This is a genomic window from Bradyrhizobium sp. 14AA (assembly GCF_054185205.1).
In genome coordinates, this window is record NZ_JAVAYM010000009.1 from 202,486 (window position 1) to 215,693 (window position 13,208).

Annotated in this window: 14 protein-coding genes; 7 read left to right on the top strand and 7 right to left on the bottom strand. The window is 66.0% G+C overall.

The window, feature by feature from the left end; genetic code table 11:
* Window positions 1-237 precede the first annotated feature (237 nt).
* On the bottom strand, window positions 238-690 hold the full coding sequence (locus tag RAD15_RS18680; protein WP_458179598.1) for a nuclear transport factor 2 family protein: 453 nt from the start codon (window positions 688-690) through the stop codon (window positions 238-240).
* Window positions 691-1,030: 340 nt separating this feature from the next.
* Here RAD15_RS18680 and RAD15_RS18685 point away from each other — a divergent pair, with 340 nt between their 5' ends.
* Window positions 1,031-1,417, top strand: a complete 387-nt coding sequence (locus RAD15_RS18685) for a hypothetical protein (RefSeq protein ID WP_458179599.1) — start codon at window positions 1,031-1,033, stop codon at window positions 1,415-1,417.
* A gap of 441 nt (window positions 1,418-1,858) precedes the next feature.
* Here RAD15_RS18685 and uvrB read toward each other — a convergent pair whose 3' ends face one another.
* From uvrB to RAD15_RS18705, 4 genes are all read right to left on the bottom strand, one after another.
* Window positions 1,859-4,759, bottom strand: coding sequence for an excinuclease ABC subunit UvrB (gene uvrB, locus RAD15_RS18690; protein WP_458179600.1), 2,901 nt, complete (start codon window positions 4,757-4,759; stop codon window positions 1,859-1,861).
* Window positions 4,760-4,852: 93 nt separating this feature from the next.
* Window positions 4,853-5,080 (bottom strand): hypothetical protein, encoded by a 228-nt coding sequence (locus tag RAD15_RS18695; protein ID WP_458179601.1) that lies wholly within the window; start codon window positions 5,078-5,080, stop codon window positions 4,853-4,855.
* Window positions 5,081-5,135: 55 nt separating this feature from the next.
* On the bottom strand, window positions 5,136-5,363 hold the full coding sequence (locus tag RAD15_RS18700; RefSeq protein ID WP_458179602.1) for a hypothetical protein: 228 nt from the start codon (window positions 5,361-5,363) through the stop codon (window positions 5,136-5,138).
* A 116-nt stretch (window positions 5,364-5,479) separates the two neighbouring features.
* Entirely contained in the window at window positions 5,480-6,394 is a 915-nt protein-coding gene (locus RAD15_RS18705) for a LysR substrate-binding domain-containing protein (protein ID WP_458179603.1), read from the bottom strand.
* A 194-nt stretch (window positions 6,395-6,588) separates the two neighbouring features.
* Between RAD15_RS18705 and RAD15_RS18710 the strand changes: the two genes are divergently transcribed.
* The 3 genes from RAD15_RS18710 (at window position 6,589) to RAD15_RS18720 (ending at window position 8,529) form a co-directional block, all read left to right on the top strand.
* The gene (locus tag RAD15_RS18710) at window positions 6,589-7,368 is read left to right on the top strand and encodes a TSUP family transporter (protein ID WP_458179604.1); all 780 of its coding nucleotides are present in this window, start codon (window positions 6,589-6,591) and stop codon (window positions 7,366-7,368) included.
* Window positions 7,365-7,595 carry a hypothetical protein gene (locus RAD15_RS18715; protein ID WP_183243019.1) on the top strand — a complete coding sequence of 77 codons (231 nt, stop codon included), beginning with the start codon at window positions 7,365-7,367 and terminating at the stop codon, window positions 7,593-7,595. The genes RAD15_RS18710 and RAD15_RS18715 overlap by 4 nt, the downstream gene beginning before the upstream one ends.
* A 235-nt stretch (window positions 7,596-7,830) precedes the next feature.
* Window positions 7,831-8,529, top strand: coding sequence for a glutathione S-transferase family protein (locus tag RAD15_RS18720; protein WP_458179605.1), 699 nt, complete (start codon window positions 7,831-7,833; stop codon window positions 8,527-8,529).
* A gap of 171 nt (window positions 8,530-8,700) precedes the next feature.
* On the opposite strand, the gene RAD15_RS18725 is transcribed toward RAD15_RS18720, so the two are convergent.
* On the bottom strand, window positions 8,701-8,895 hold the full coding sequence (locus RAD15_RS18725) for a cysteine-rich CWC family protein (protein ID WP_458179606.1): 195 nt from the start codon (window positions 8,893-8,895) through the stop codon (window positions 8,701-8,703).
* A gap of 114 nt (window positions 8,896-9,009) precedes the next feature.
* On the opposite strand from RAD15_RS18725, the gene RAD15_RS18730 reads away from it, so the two are divergent.
* The 3 genes from RAD15_RS18730 to RAD15_RS18740 all read left to right on the top strand — a co-directional run bounded on the left by RAD15_RS18730 (window position 9,010) and on the right by RAD15_RS18740 (window position 12,202).
* A complete protein-coding gene (locus tag RAD15_RS18730) occupies window positions 9,010-10,572 on the top strand; it encodes a DUF1800 domain-containing protein (RefSeq protein WP_458179607.1) in 1,563 nt (520 codons plus the stop codon).
* A 2-nt stretch (window positions 10,573-10,574) separates the two neighbouring features.
* On the top strand, window positions 10,575-11,792 hold the full coding sequence (locus RAD15_RS18735; RefSeq protein WP_458179608.1) for a DUF1501 domain-containing protein: 1,218 nt from the start codon (window positions 10,575-10,577) through the stop codon (window positions 11,790-11,792).
* A gap of 86 nt (window positions 11,793-11,878) precedes the next feature.
* Entirely contained in the window at window positions 11,879-12,202 is a 324-nt protein-coding gene (locus RAD15_RS18740) for an antibiotic biosynthesis monooxygenase family protein (RefSeq protein ID WP_458161294.1), read from the top strand.
* A 16-nt stretch (window positions 12,203-12,218) separates the two neighbouring features.
* Here RAD15_RS18740 and RAD15_RS18745 read toward each other — a convergent pair whose 3' ends face one another.
* The gene (locus RAD15_RS18745) at window positions 12,219-13,160 is read right to left on the bottom strand and encodes an aldo/keto reductase (RefSeq protein ID WP_458179609.1); all 942 of its coding nucleotides are present in this window, start codon (window positions 13,158-13,160) and stop codon (window positions 12,219-12,221) included.
* Window positions 13,161-13,208 lie beyond the last annotated feature (48 nt).

Consider the following 13,208-nt stretch of genomic DNA (forward strand, 5'->3'; position numbering starts at 1 on the left):
GAAGCTGGCTTGCGAAAAAAAGGAAAACAACCCCGTGCACGGCAATGTGCCCAAAGGGTCGCTCAACTCATTTGTATGCGAACGAAATACCCGATTTCGGCCAAAACGCAATTCACGTTTTCGCAATGCACAATTGATCCCGGTTTGTGAGATTTACAACAGAACCCCGTAATCTTCCGGTGCGAGTGGGTTCCGATAGCGGGTTCCACGTCTCCACCAAGGAAGCGGGGATTGGGGCTACACCCCGTCCGCCGGCGCGCCCATGATCAGCGGCCCGATCTCGCGCTCCAGCACCTGCTGCACCAGATCGTAGGAATCGATGATCTCGCGGATCTCGGCCACCAGCCCGCCGCGGAAGGTGTAGAACACGGCCATGTCGAACTGCACGATGCGGTCGTTGCTGCGCTTCCTGAAATAGGCCTGCATGTAGGTCGCGACCGCCTCGCCCTCGGCGAGGATGTGCGGCGTCCTGTAGCGGATCTCCGAATAGCGCGACCAGACCGTCTGCCAGAGCTCGCGCAGCTCGGCTTTGCCGTGGCGCGGCACCATGTGCGGCAGGATGTCGATCGGCGCGTGGCTGAGGAAGTCGACGTCCTCGGTGCAGCACGCCAGCGCGGCCTCGATGTCGCCGCGCGCGAAGGCGTCGAGCAGATGCAGCACGCGTTGCCTGTTCAGCGATTCAACACTCATGCCGCGCCCGCTTTCGTTGGCTCCGGACTTGCGAACGCTATCGCGCGTCTCGCGGGTCCATCAATCCGCAAAATCACAGGGTGATTGCAGGGTATGACGCGCGAGCACAATGCCCGGTTCATGGGGGTACAATTGGAGGTTGTGCGAGCCTTCGCATGCAAGAATTCGCTTGCCCCCTCGGCTCGTGCGATGACGCCATGTGCACATCGGCAGGCGCGCCAACCCAGCGCAAGGGAACCCGGACCTGCTGAAGAGCACGGCGCGCACCGCGTGACCCACCTCACATCGCCCCTCGGGCATCGCAGCTAACGTCATTCACATGTCATCAGGGAGACGTGCCATGGCCGCCATCGCCGCCGCGAGAAAGTCCCGCCTGTACAACGCGCTCGAAGGCCTCGCGCTGACCGCGACGCTGCAGAGCTTCCCGACCTTCGCCGCTGCAGCCTTCCTGCTCAAGCTCGTCGGCAACCACGACCTCGTCGGCGACCCCGGCGTCGCCATCTTCGTCGCAATGGCCTCGCTGATGCACGCGCTGTTAGCTGTGACCCTCGGCCCGAGCTTCCCCGCCGTCTTCAAGACCGTCTACGAGCCAAAATTCTTCGAAGCCCACCTCTCGCTGTCCGACAAGATCACGGCATGGCGCACCCAGCCGGTCGCCTCGCTCCAGCTCGTGACCATCGTGCTGCTGCTGTCGGTGATGGCGGTGGTGACGGCGAGCGTGGGGTGAGGCGCCATGCCCTTCATCACCGCGTCGAAACCCGGCCCGCTCAACTGGCTCGAAGGCTTTGCGCCCACCACGATCCTTCAGGGCTTCCCGATCTTCGCCGCAGCGTCGCTGATGAGGCAATCACGCGCTCACCATTGCGCTGGCGTCGGTCTTCTACAGCATCTTCGTCGTCTCGGTCGGGTCGGCATTTCCGAGCGTCAAGAGCGGCTACGAAGCGCAGTTCTTCGACGCGAGCCTCTCCTTCCCCGAAAAGATCGCCCGCTGGCGCGCCAAACCCGCGACGTCGATGCAACTGGTGGCGTCGGTGCTGCTGCTGTCGCTGCTCGCGACGATCGCGGGGTGAGGGACACTTCGTCATTCCGGGGCGCGGCAAAGCGGCGAGCTATGATGCGCAATTGCGCATCTGAGAATCCATAGCCACGACGATTGCAGATGTGCCGCCTACCTCTTCTTCCACCCACCCCGCCGCCCCGGCTGCCCACCCGTCGACTTCGGCGCCGGCCCGAACTCCGGCCCGGACTGCCGCGAGTCCGTCGGCTGGATGATGCGGCTGGTGCTGCCGAACGGTTTTGCCGGCAGCGTCTGCTTCTCGCGATAGGGCAGGGATTCCGGGCCGTGCATCTCGTCGAGATGCGGCTTGTGGACCTTTGAGCCGCTGCCGCCGCCGCTGGCTTTCAGCGCGGAGCTCACGGTCTTCTTCTTCATCGCGCTGACCGGCAAATTTGCGGCGTCGCCGTACTTCTTCGCGCCGGCGTAGGCGCCGGCCTTGCCCTGTACGGTCCGCTGCTTGGCGGTGGGATCGTCGACGACCGCGAGCTCGGTGGCGCGCAGGCGCTTGACTTCGTCGCGGAGGCGGGCGGCTTCCTCGAAGTTCAGATCGGCGGCGGCCTCGCGCATCCGCGTTTCGAGATCGGCGAGCACGGCTTCGAAGTTGTGGCCGATCGAGATGACGTCGTCGGTCATGTCGTGGCCGCCGACCTCGACCAGCACGTGGTCGCGCTCGTAGACGGAGTTGAGGATGTCGCCGATCTGCTTCTTCACGCTCTCCGGCGTGATGCCGTTGGCGGTGTTGTACTCGACCTGCTTTTCGCGGCGGCGGTTGGTTTCGGCGATGGCGCGCTCCATCGACCCCGTCATCTGGTCGGCATAGAGGATCACCTTGCCGTCGACGTTGCGCGCGGCGCGGCCGATGGTCTGGATCAGCGAGGTCTCGCTGCGCAGAAAACCTTCCTTGTCGGCATCCAAAATCGCGACCAGCGCGCATTCGGGAATGTCGAGGCCTTCGCGCAGGAGGTTGATGCCGACCAGCGCGTCGAAGGCGCCGAGACGGAGGTCGCGGATGATCTCGATGCGCTCGATGGTGTCGATGTCGCTGTGCATGTAGCGGACGCGAATGCCCTGCTCGTGCAGATATTCGGTGAGATCCTCCGCCATGCGTTTTGTGAGAACCGTGATCAGCGAGCGATAACCGGCTTGGGCTGTCGCGCGGACCTCGCCGACGAGATCGTCGACCTGGGTGCGGGCGGGGCGGATGTCGACCGGAGGATCAATAAGTCCGGTCGGACGAATGACCTGCTCGACGAACACGCCGCCGCTCTCGTTCAGCTCCCAGCCGCTCGGCGTCGCCGACACCGCGACCGTCTGCGGCCGCATCATGTCCCACTCCTCGAAGCGGAGCGGGCGGTTGTCCATGCAGGACGGCAGGCGGAAGCCGTATTCGGCCAGCGTCGCCTTGCGGCGGAAGTCGCCGCGGAACATGCCGCCGATCTGCGGCACGGTGACGTGGCTTTCGTCGGCGAACACCAGCGCGTTGTCGGGGACGTATTCGAACAGCGTCGGCGGCGGCTCGCCGGGCAGTCGTCCGGTGAGATAGCGCGAATAGTTCTCGATGCCGGCGCAGCTTCCCGTCGCCTCCATCATCTCGAGGTCGAAGGTGGTGCGCTGCTCCAGCCGCTGCGCTTCCAGCAGGCGTCCCTGGTTGTTGAGCTGGTCGAGCCGCTGCTTCAGCTCCGATTTGATCGACTTGATCGCCTGCACCAGCGTCGGGCGCGGCGTCACATAGTGCGAATTGGCGTACATCTTGATGAATTCGAGCTCGTCCTGCTTGTGGCCGGTGAGCGGATCGAACTCCTCGATGTTCTCGATGGTGTCGCCGAACAGGTTCACGCGCCAGGCGCGGTCTTCATAGTGCGCCGGGAAGATGTCGATGACGTCGCCGCGCACGCGAAAGGTGCCGCGGGTGAAATCGGCCTGGGTGCGCTTGTACTGGAGCGCGACGAGATCGGCGATGAGCTGGCGCTGGTCGATGCGCTCGCCCTTCTTCAGCGCGAACGTCATGGCGGTGTAGGTCTCGACCGAGCCGATACCGTAGATGCAGGACACCGAGGCCACGATGATGACGTCGTCGCGTTCGAGCAGCGCGCGCGTCGCCGAGTGGCGCATGCGGTCGATCTGCTCGTTGATCGAGGAGTCCTTCTCGATATAGGTGTCGGTGCGTGGAACGTAGGCTTCCGGCTGGTAGTAGTCGTAATACGAGACGAAGTATTCGACAGCGTTGTCGGGGAAGAAGCTCTTGAACTCGCCATAGAGCTGGGCGGCGAGCGTCTTGTTCGGCGCCAGGATGATGGCGGGGCGCTGCGTCGCCTCGATCACCTTGGCCATGGTGTAGGTCTTGCCCGAGCCGGTGACGCCGAGCAGCACCTGCGAGCGGTCGTTGCGCTCGATGCCCTCGACCAGCTCCTTGATCGCGGTCGGCTGATCGCCCCGCGGCTCATAGTGGGACTTGATCTCGAAGCGCACGCCGCCTTCGGACTTTTCAGGACGCGGTGGCCGGTGCGGGGTCCACACTTTTGTGGAGCCGTCGTCCTTGCGGAACTCCGGCCGGCCCTCGCGGATCAGCGATTCCAGCGCGTCGGCGGTGGCCTTGACGCCGAGCGCCTCCATCTTGGTGCGCGGCGGGCGGGCGAGGGCCTCGGCGTCATCCTCCTCGGTGGGGAGGCCGAGCTGCCGTGCCAGTTCCGGATCGAGCGTCGGGATCGTGGCGGCGGTGCCGTAATTGGCCTGCGGCGCCTCGTCGAGCCCTGCAGGACGATCGGTCGGGAAATCCTTCGGCGTCGAGGCGCGCGCGCGGTGCGCGGCGGCCTCGCCGCCGGCGCGGCGGTCGCGCGAATTGTCCGGCGGCGGCTGCAGGCCGGTGCCCGAGCCAAGCCCGGCATCGCCGCGATTGATCGCGGGATTGAGCAATTCGGCCAGCGCCGGCCCGATCGGCTGCACGTCAGGCCGATGAGCTTTCGATTTGGGGGATTTGCCGGATTTTTCGGAGGATGCAGGTTTCTTCGCCATGAGGCGAATATGGGACGAGTCCGCCTCTCAGAAAAGGGCGAATGCCCGTCCGCATGCAGCCTGCTGACAGCAGGTTGGCAGCAGGCTGGAACGTCACGCTGCCGGCGGTCCCTCGTCGTCCTCGGCGGCCTGATGCGGCCTCAGGATGTCGAGATGGATGCCGCCGCAATCGGTGCAGCGCATGGTCCAGTACTCGCATCCGGCGCGGCCGCCGATCACGCGGAGCACCGTGAGATCGCCGTCGCATTCCGGGCATTTCGACAGCACGGTGCGGGCATAGATCCTCGGCCGCGGCGTGTCCTCGAATTCGATGACTGACATGACCGATCCCCCCTTTACACCGCGCTGTCCCTGGTTTGCTTGCAGTCCCGCTCGCTTATTCGTCGTCGTTCTCGTCGGCGCGCCGGCGGAAGCGGTCGATGTGGTGCTTGGCATCGGCGATCGCGGCGTCCGGGTCGGGCCAGGCGAAGCCGACCTCCATGGCCGGAAACAGCACGCCGTCGATGGCAACCGGGCTGAAATCGGCGCGCCGGATCCGGGCGTGCCAGAGGCCTTTGCCAGCTTCGAAGGATTCGATGTCAAAGCCGTCGTAGAGGGTCGTCATTGGTCGTCCCCAAAGTGTCGTGTTCGCGTGTCTTGTTGGAGGGTCAGGGGACCACGTTTGCGGATTTCAGGATGTGAAGCCGTTCACAAGCGGTCCGGCTTTTTTGCGCGTCGGCATCAGTTCCGCGTCGAGGCGCGGCCGATCCGCCTCGGACGCGCGGCCGGTTCCGATGCTGCGCGCATGATCCAGCGGCGAAACGCGGCAAAATCGCGCTGCTCGGTCTGAAAACTGCGATAGAGCAGATACCAGCGCATGCCTTTGGGCACCGAGAGGTCGAACGGCGCCACCAGCCGGCCCGCGGCGATGTCGTCGTCGATATAGGGCCGGATGCCCATGGCGATGCCGAGCCCGTCGGCGGCGGCCTGGAGCGCCTGGCCGTAGAACTGGAACTCGGGCCCGCGCGGATTGATGCGAGGGAGGTTCGCGGCCTTCAGCCAGATCGGCCAGTCCTCGGGCGAATGTTCGACCCGGATCAGGCTCGGGCCCTTGAGGTCGGCTGGACGCTTTACGTTTGCGGCGAGGCGGGGCACGCAGACCGGCGTCAAGTCGCCGGCGAACAGCGGCTCGGCGACGAGGCCGGGCCAGTCGCCGGTGCCGAGCTTGATGCCGCAGCTCCAGTCCTCGCCGAAAGGCACCGATGCGCCGCCGGTGGTGAAGCGCACCTCGATGTCGGGCTCCTCGCTGCGAAACTCCGACAGGCGCGGGATCAGCCAGCGCATCGCAAACGTATGTCCGACGCCGATGGTGAGCACGCGGACGCTTGCCGGCGCCGTCACCTGTGCGGTGAGGCTGGCCAGCGCATCGAAGATCGGCGTCAGCCCGCCTTGATAGGCGCGGCCGGCCTGCGTCAGCACCAGCTTGTTGGCCTTGCGCTCGAACAGCGCGACGCCGAGCCGCTCTTCCAGCAGGTGCACCATACGGCTGACGGCAGCCGCCGACACGCTCAGCTCGAGCCCGGCCGCAGCAAAGCTGCCGGTCCGCGCCGCCGCCTCGAATGCCTTGATGCCGTTGAGAAACAGCAGCCGCCGCAAATGCCCGACCCTCAGGAAAGCTGATGCCAGGGCAAGATAACTCAGTTTGCGTGGATGGGGCAAGCGAGGCACAAGAATGAGAGTCATTCCAAGTTGTGTCGCGGGGCGGCCGCCGCCCTTCGCCTCTCCCGTAAGAACGGGGCGAGGGAGTGAAGCAGTCTGCGTCCCTCACTTGCCGACAGGAGATTCCCCACGTGACGCCCATCATGATCGCTGCCCTTGGATTGCTGATGGTCGCCACCGCGTTCCTGTCGGGGCTGTTCGGCATGGCGGGCGGGCTGATCCTGATCGGCGTGCTGCTCGCCCTGATGCCGCTGCCGACCGCGATGGTGCTGCATGCGATCACGCAGATGGCCTCGAACGGCTGGCGCGCGTTGCTGTGGCGGGCGCATATCCGCTGGCGGCCGGTCGCGAACTATATGGTCGGCGCTGCCATCGCGCTGGCGGCCTGGTCGATCACCCGCTACGTGCCTGACAAGCCGATGGCGCTGCTGCTGCTCGGCGTCACCCCGTTCATGGCACGGCTGCTGCCCGCGAACGTCAAGCCCGATCCGGACCGCCTCTGGCAGGGTACCGTCTACGGCACGATCTGCATGGGCTTGATGCTGATGACCGGCGTGTCGGGGCCGCTGCTCGACACCTTCTTCCTCGGCGGCGATTTCGGCCGGCGCGAGAAGGTGGCGACGAAGGCGATGTGCCAGCTCGTCAGCCATTTCACCAAGCTGATCTATTTCGGCGGAATCATCGACCAGGCGGCGAGCCTCGATCCCGTGCTCGCCGGTGTCGCGATCGCAGCCTCGATGCTCGGCACCACGCTGGCGCGGCGCATCCTCGAAGCCATGACCGACCAGCAATTCATCGCTTGGTCGAACAAGCTGATCACCACGATTGCCTGCTACTACATCGCCTATGGCGGCTGGCTGATGGTTCGCACACCGGTGCTGGCCGCCTTCGACAAGGGAGGTTTGCAATGAGCGAGACTGCCGATCCGCTGGTGCTGGACTTCGTCGAATGGGTTGCGCGCGAGCCGCGCGCCTATGCCGAGGTGATCGCGACCTGGAAGACCTCGTGCCCGCGCCTCACCATCTGGGAAGACGCCGCCGATCGCGGCTACGTCGCGCGCGAGACGCTGCCGGGTGTGGGGCTGGTCATCGCGGTGACGGAAGGCGGCGAGAGGTTGTTGCGGACGAACGGGCGGTGAGCCAAGCAACGGCTGTCATCATCCGCGAAGGCGGATGATCCAGTAAACGCCAACAGCAATGTATCTCACGACCGCCGCGGTGTACTGGATGCGCCGCCTGCGCGGGGCATGACAGCCGTTGTCGGCGCGCCCCTTACTCCACATCATCATTGCGAGCGCAAGCGAAGCAATCCAGAATGTCTCCGCAGCGGCAGTCTGGATTGCTTCGCTGCGCTCGCAAAGACGGAACGCCTCCATGTCTCTCAAACTCTACGAACTCGTCGGCACCGACGCCGCGCGCCCCTTCAGCCCGTTCTGCTGGCGCGCGCGGATGGCGCTCGCGCACAAGGGCCTGTCGGCGCAAACGCTGCCCTGGCGCTTCACCGAGAAGAGCGCGATCGCGCCGCACGGGTCGGAGAAGGTCCCGGTGCTGCTGCACGATGACAGGCCCGTGGTCGATTCCTGGGCGATCGCGAATTATCTCGAAGACAAGTTTCCGGATGCCCCGTCGCTGTTCGGCGGCGAGGGCGGCCGTGCCATGGCGCGCTTGATCAACGCGTGGGGCGACATCGCCATCGTCGGCGGCATCTTTCCATTGATCATCGCCGACATCCCGAAGAATCTGGCTGATGTCGACGCCGCCTATTTCCGCCAATCGCGCGAGGCGCGCTTCGGCGGCAAGAGCCTCGAAGAGATCATGGCGAGCCGCGATGCCGGCGTGGTCGCGTTCCGCAAGTCGCTGGAGGTGCTGCGCCAGACGTTGAAGAAGCAACCCTTCCTCGGCGGCAGCGCGCCGAACTATGCCGACTACATCGTGTTCGGCGGCTTTCAGTGGGCGCGCGTGGTGAGCCCGTTCAAGCTGCTGGAGGCCGATGATCCGGTCTATGCCTGGCGCGAGAAGCTGCTCGATGCGTTCGGCGGCATGGCGCGGACATCGCCGGGGCATCCCGTCTAGGCGTAGCTCTCTCCATCGTCGTCCTGGCGAAAGCCAGGACCCATACCGCGTGATCTATCTGTTGCGGGCGGTCGCAGTACCGAACAACTAGTCTTCGCCAAACGGCTCCCTGTGGTTATGGGTCCTGGCTTTCGCCAGGACGACACTGAATGTGTCGCCGTCCTCTCGCGTCTAACGCGCCGCCTCCGCCGCCTTCCGCAAACAATCCCGGCACAGGCAATCCTCTCCCTTGACCGGCATCGGCAGCCGCGCGGTTTCCTCCGCGCACCAGCAATTGCCCGAGAGGTCGCAGCCGAATTCGGTGCCGCAGCGGGAGCAGGCGAGGCGGCGCGGTTCCGGCACGGCGGATTCTTTCGGATTTGTCATGATTTACGCCGAAGCTTCGCCGTCATTTTCATGTCGGGTTCATCTGTCGCTAAGGTATAATAAGCGTCGCGCACGTCTCGGGAAAGCGGTTGGCAAGGCGCGGAGAACAAATCGATGGCCCGCGATTCGCAAGCCGCTCTCGTCGCGCTCAACCGTTTTGGCTTCGGCGCCCGCGGCGGCGCGTCGGGCGATCTCATCAATGCGGCCTCGGACCCGCGCGGCTTCGTGAAGGCGGAGCTTGCCCGTCCCAATGGCGTGCTGCTGGAGGCGCCGGGGCTGCAATCGACGCCGCAACTCGGCCAGGCTGTCTTCGCCTATCAAGACCAGGTCAAGCAGGCGCGCGAGGCCGCAGCCAAAGCCGGCGTGCCGGCCGAGGCGCCGCCGCCGCAAGCGCCGGCCGATCAGAAGCCGGGGCTCCGCCGCAATCTGTCGCTGAACGCCGCGGCGACCGAGATCGCCGGCCAGATGGCCGAGGCCAAGCCGGCCGACAATGCGGCGAAGCCGGAAGCGATGCAGCCCAGCGCGGCCACGCCGCCCGCGGCAAAGCCGGCGCCGCAGCCGCTCAACGTCATTCAAAAGACCTTTCGCGCCGAGGCACTGGCGCGGTTGCAGCGCGCGACGCTGGTGGAGTGCGGCTTCACCGAGCGCCTGGTGGTGTTCTGGTCCAACCATTTCTGTATCTCCGCAACCAAGGGTGAGCTGGCGCGGATCTGGGCCGGCGCGTTCGAGCGCGAGGCGATCAGGCCGCATGTGCTCGGGCGCTTCGCCGACATGCTGAAAGCGGTCGAGCAGCATCCCGCGATGCTGTTCTTCCTCGACAACCAGCAATCGCTCGGGCCGGATTCGCGCGCAGGCCAGAACCGCAAGCGCGGATTGAACGAAAATCTCGCGCGCGAGATCATGGAGCTGCATACGCTCGGGGTCGGCGGCGGCTACACGCAGGACGACGTCACCTCGCTCGCGCGCATCATCACCGGCTGGACCTTTGCCGGAAGGCAGGGGCAACTCGGCACACCCGGTTCCTTCGTGTTCAACGCCAATGCGCACCAGCCGGGGCCGCAGCAACTGCTCGGCAAGACCTACGAGCCGACCGGCCTCGCGCAGGGCGAGGCCGCGCTCGCCGACATCGCGCGCCATCCCTCGACCGCGAATTTCATCGCGACCAAGCTCGTCCGTCATTTCGTCGCCGACGAACCGCCGCCCGCGCTGGTCGCGCGGTTGCGCGATGTCTTCGTCAAGACCGACGGCGATCTCAGGGCGGTTGCCACGGCGCTGGTCGATTCCGATGAGGCCTGGAAGGCGCCGCTGACCAAGATGCGTAGCCCCTACGATTTCCTGGTCGCAAGCGGCCGGCTGCTGGCGCGCGTGCCCGAGGATCCCGGACTGTATCTCAACAGTCTCAACCTGCTCGGCCAGCCGCTGTGGTCGCCGGCAGGGCCCAACGGTTTCCCTGACACCGGCGCCGCCTGGGCCGCGCCGGAAGGCATGAAGCTCAGGCTCGACATCGCCGCGCAGATGGGCGCGCGGCTCGGCAACAACATCGATCCGCTCGACTTGCTCGAATTCGCGGCGGCCGATGCGGCTTCGATCGAAACGCGCAAGACCATCGAGCGCGCGGAATCGCGCCAGCAGGCGCTGGCGCTATTGCTGATGTCGCCGGAAATGCAGAGGAGATGATGATGATCGACTGCGTCGAGAACCGCCTCCTCACCTCGCGCCGCGGCCTCCTGCTCGGCGGCGCCTCCTTCGCGGCCTGGGCTTACTTGCCGAAATTCGCGCGCGCCGCCGACGGGCGCGATCCGCGACTGATCGTGGTGATTCTGCGCGGCGCGCTCGACGGGCTCTCGACCGTCGCGCCGGTCGGCGATCCCGACTATGCCGGCCTGCACGGCTCGATCGCGCTCTCTTCTGACGGCGCGCATCCCGCGATCATGCTCGATACGTTCTTCGCGCTGCATCCGGCGATGCCGGAATTCGCGCGCATGTATCGCGACATGCATGCCGCGGTGATCCACGCCGTCGCGACGCCGTATCGCGACCGCTCGCATTTCGACGGCCAGGACGTGCTCGAAAGCGGCTATGCCGGCCCGGGCCGCGTGCAATCCGGCTGGCTCAATCGCGCGCTGGAAGCATTGCCGCGCGGCGAGCGCGTGTCGAGCGGCCTCGCGGTCGGGCCCACCACGCCGTTGGTGCTGCGCGGCAACGCGCCAACCGTCGGCTGGGCGCCGGTGGCGCTGCCGCAGGCCGACGACGACACCGCGATGCGTCTCGTCGATCTCTACCGCCATCGCGATCCCGCGTTGGCAACCGCCTTGTCGCAAGGCCTCCAGCTCGACAAGGTCGCGAGCGGCGACGACATGAAGCCGAAGGGCGGCAATCAGGTTGCGCAGATGCGGCAGATCGCGCGCGGCGCGGCAAAGCTGATGGCGGCCGACGATGGCCCGCGCATTGCCGCGCTCGCCTTCGACGGCTGGGACACGCATGCCAATGAGGGCGGCCCGGTGGGGCGCCTCGCCTTCCTGCTCGGCGGTCTCGACGGCGCGCTCGCCGAATTCGAAAGCGGCCTCGGGGCGCGCTGGCGCGACACCGTCGTCGTGGTCGCCACCGAGTTCGGCCGCACCGCGCGCATCAACGGCACCGACGGCACCGATCACGGCACGGGAACGATCGCGCTGCTCGCCGGCGGTGCCGTGAAGGGTGGCCGCGTCATCTCCGACTGGCCGGGCCTCAAGCTCGCCAACCTCTACGAGGCCCGCGACCTCAAGCCCACCACGGACTTGCGCTCCGTGATCAAGGGCGTGCTGCAGGGCCAGTTCGGCCTGTCCGATCGCGTGCTGGCGGAGACGGTGTTTCCGGACAGCGCGAGCGCGCGGCCGATGAAGGGATTGGTTGCCTAAACCACAGACGCCGTCATTCCGGGGCTGCGCCTTGCGGCGCATCCCGGAATGACGAAATAATCGCCTGAGCATCAGGAGACCACCGCATGTACATCGCCATGAACCGCTTCCGTGTCGCCAAGGGCTCCGAGTCCGCCTTCGAGCAGGTCTGGCTCACCCGCGACACGCATCTGGACAAGGTGCCGGGCTTCGTCGAATTCCATCTGCTGCGCGGACCCGAGCTCGAGGACCACACGCTCTATGCCTCGCACACCGTGTGGGCGAACCATGCCGCGTTCGAGGCCTGGACCAAGTCGGAGGCGTTCCGCGCGGCGCATCACAAGGCTGGCGACAACAAGCCGCTTTATCTCGGCCATCCCCAGTTCGAGGGCTTCGAGGTGATGCAGACGGTGGGACGCGGCGCCAAGTAGCGTCGCATCGCAAAGATCATCCCAGCGTGATCTTGTCGATCTCCGCCATCTCATCCGTGCTGAGCTTCCAGGCGATCGCCTTCACGTTCTCCTCGATCTGCTCGACACGGGTGGCGCCGGCGATCACGCTCGACACTTGCGGGCGGGCGGCGAGCCAGGAGAAGGCGAGCTCGAGCATGCTGTGCCCGCGCGCCTTCGCGAAGGCGGTGAGCTTCTCGACGATCTCCTCGTTGCGCGGCGTGACGTAGCGGTCGCGCAGCCGCGGCACCTTGCCGAAGCGGGTGTCGCCGGGCGCGGCCTCGCCCTTGCGGTATTTGCCGGTCAGAAGTCCGCTGGCGAGCGGGAAGAACGGCAACAGGCCGAGCTTGTATTCCGTTGCCGCCGGCAACAGATCCTTCTCGATGTCGCGCACCACCAGGGAATATTCGTCCTGGCAGGAGACGAAGCGGCTGACATTCATCGCGCGCGCGACGTACTCCGCTTCCGCGATCCGCCAGGCCGGAAAGTTCGAATTGCCGATGTAGCGGACCTTGCCCTGGTGGACGAGATCGTCGAGCGCGCGCAGGCTCTCCTCGATCGGCGTCAGCGGGTCGTAGTCGTGCTGCTGGTAGAGGTCGATGTAGTCGGTCTTCAGCCGCTTCAGGCTCGCCTCCACGGCCTCCATGACGTAGCGACGCGAGGCACCCTGCTTGGTTCCGTCTTCCGACATCGGCTTGGCGTATTTCGTCGCCAGCACGATGTCCTTGCGGCGGTCGCCCAGCACGGCGCCGAGCACATCTTCCGAGCCGCCCATGTTGGAATAGATGTCGGCGGTGTCGAACAGCGTGATGCCGAGATCGAGCGCGCGATGGATCACCTTGCGCGAGGTCTCGAGGTCGGTGCGCTGGCCGAAATTGTTGCAGCCGAGGCCGACCGCAGACACGCGAAGGCCGGAGGCGCCGAGATTGCGAATTTCCATGGGAAGTCCTGTCAGAGGAAGCCGCACCCATTGTGACCGCGGCGCACT

Coding starts and splice junctions, on each gene's coding strand:
- RAD15_RS18680 (WP_458179598.1), bottom strand. CDS start 690: ATGAGTGTTGAATCGCTGAACAGGCAACGCGTGCTGCATCTGCTCGAC.
- RAD15_RS18685 (WP_458179599.1), top strand. CDS start 1,031: ATGGCCGCCATCGCCGCCGCGAGAAAGTCCCGCCTGTACAACGCGCTC.
- uvrB (WP_458179600.1), bottom strand. CDS start 4,759: ATGGCGAAGAAACCTGCATCCTCCGAAAAATCCGGCAAATCCCCCAAA.
- RAD15_RS18695 (WP_458179601.1), bottom strand. CDS start 5,080: ATGTCAGTCATCGAATTCGAGGACACGCCGCGGCCGAGGATCTATGCC.
- RAD15_RS18700 (WP_458179602.1), bottom strand. CDS start 5,363: ATGACGACCCTCTACGACGGCTTTGACATCGAATCCTTCGAAGCTGGC.
- RAD15_RS18715 (WP_183243019.1), top strand. CDS start 7,365: ATGAGCGAGACTGCCGATCCGCTGGTGCTGGACTTCGTCGAATGGGTT.
- RAD15_RS18720 (WP_458179605.1), top strand. CDS start 7,831: ATGTCTCTCAAACTCTACGAACTCGTCGGCACCGACGCCGCGCGCCCC.
- RAD15_RS18725 (WP_458179606.1), bottom strand. CDS start 8,895: ATGACAAATCCGAAAGAATCCGCCGTGCCGGAACCGCGCCGCCTCGCC.
- RAD15_RS18730 (WP_458179607.1), top strand. CDS start 9,010: ATGGCCCGCGATTCGCAAGCCGCTCTCGTCGCGCTCAACCGTTTTGGC.
- RAD15_RS18735 (WP_458179608.1), top strand. CDS start 10,575: ATGATCGACTGCGTCGAGAACCGCCTCCTCACCTCGCGCCGCGGCCTC.
- RAD15_RS18740 (WP_458161294.1), top strand. CDS start 11,879: ATGTACATCGCCATGAACCGCTTCCGTGTCGCCAAGGGCTCCGAGTCC.
- RAD15_RS18745 (WP_458179609.1), bottom strand. CDS start 13,160: ATGGAAATTCGCAATCTCGGCGCCTCCGGCCTTCGCGTGTCTGCGGTC.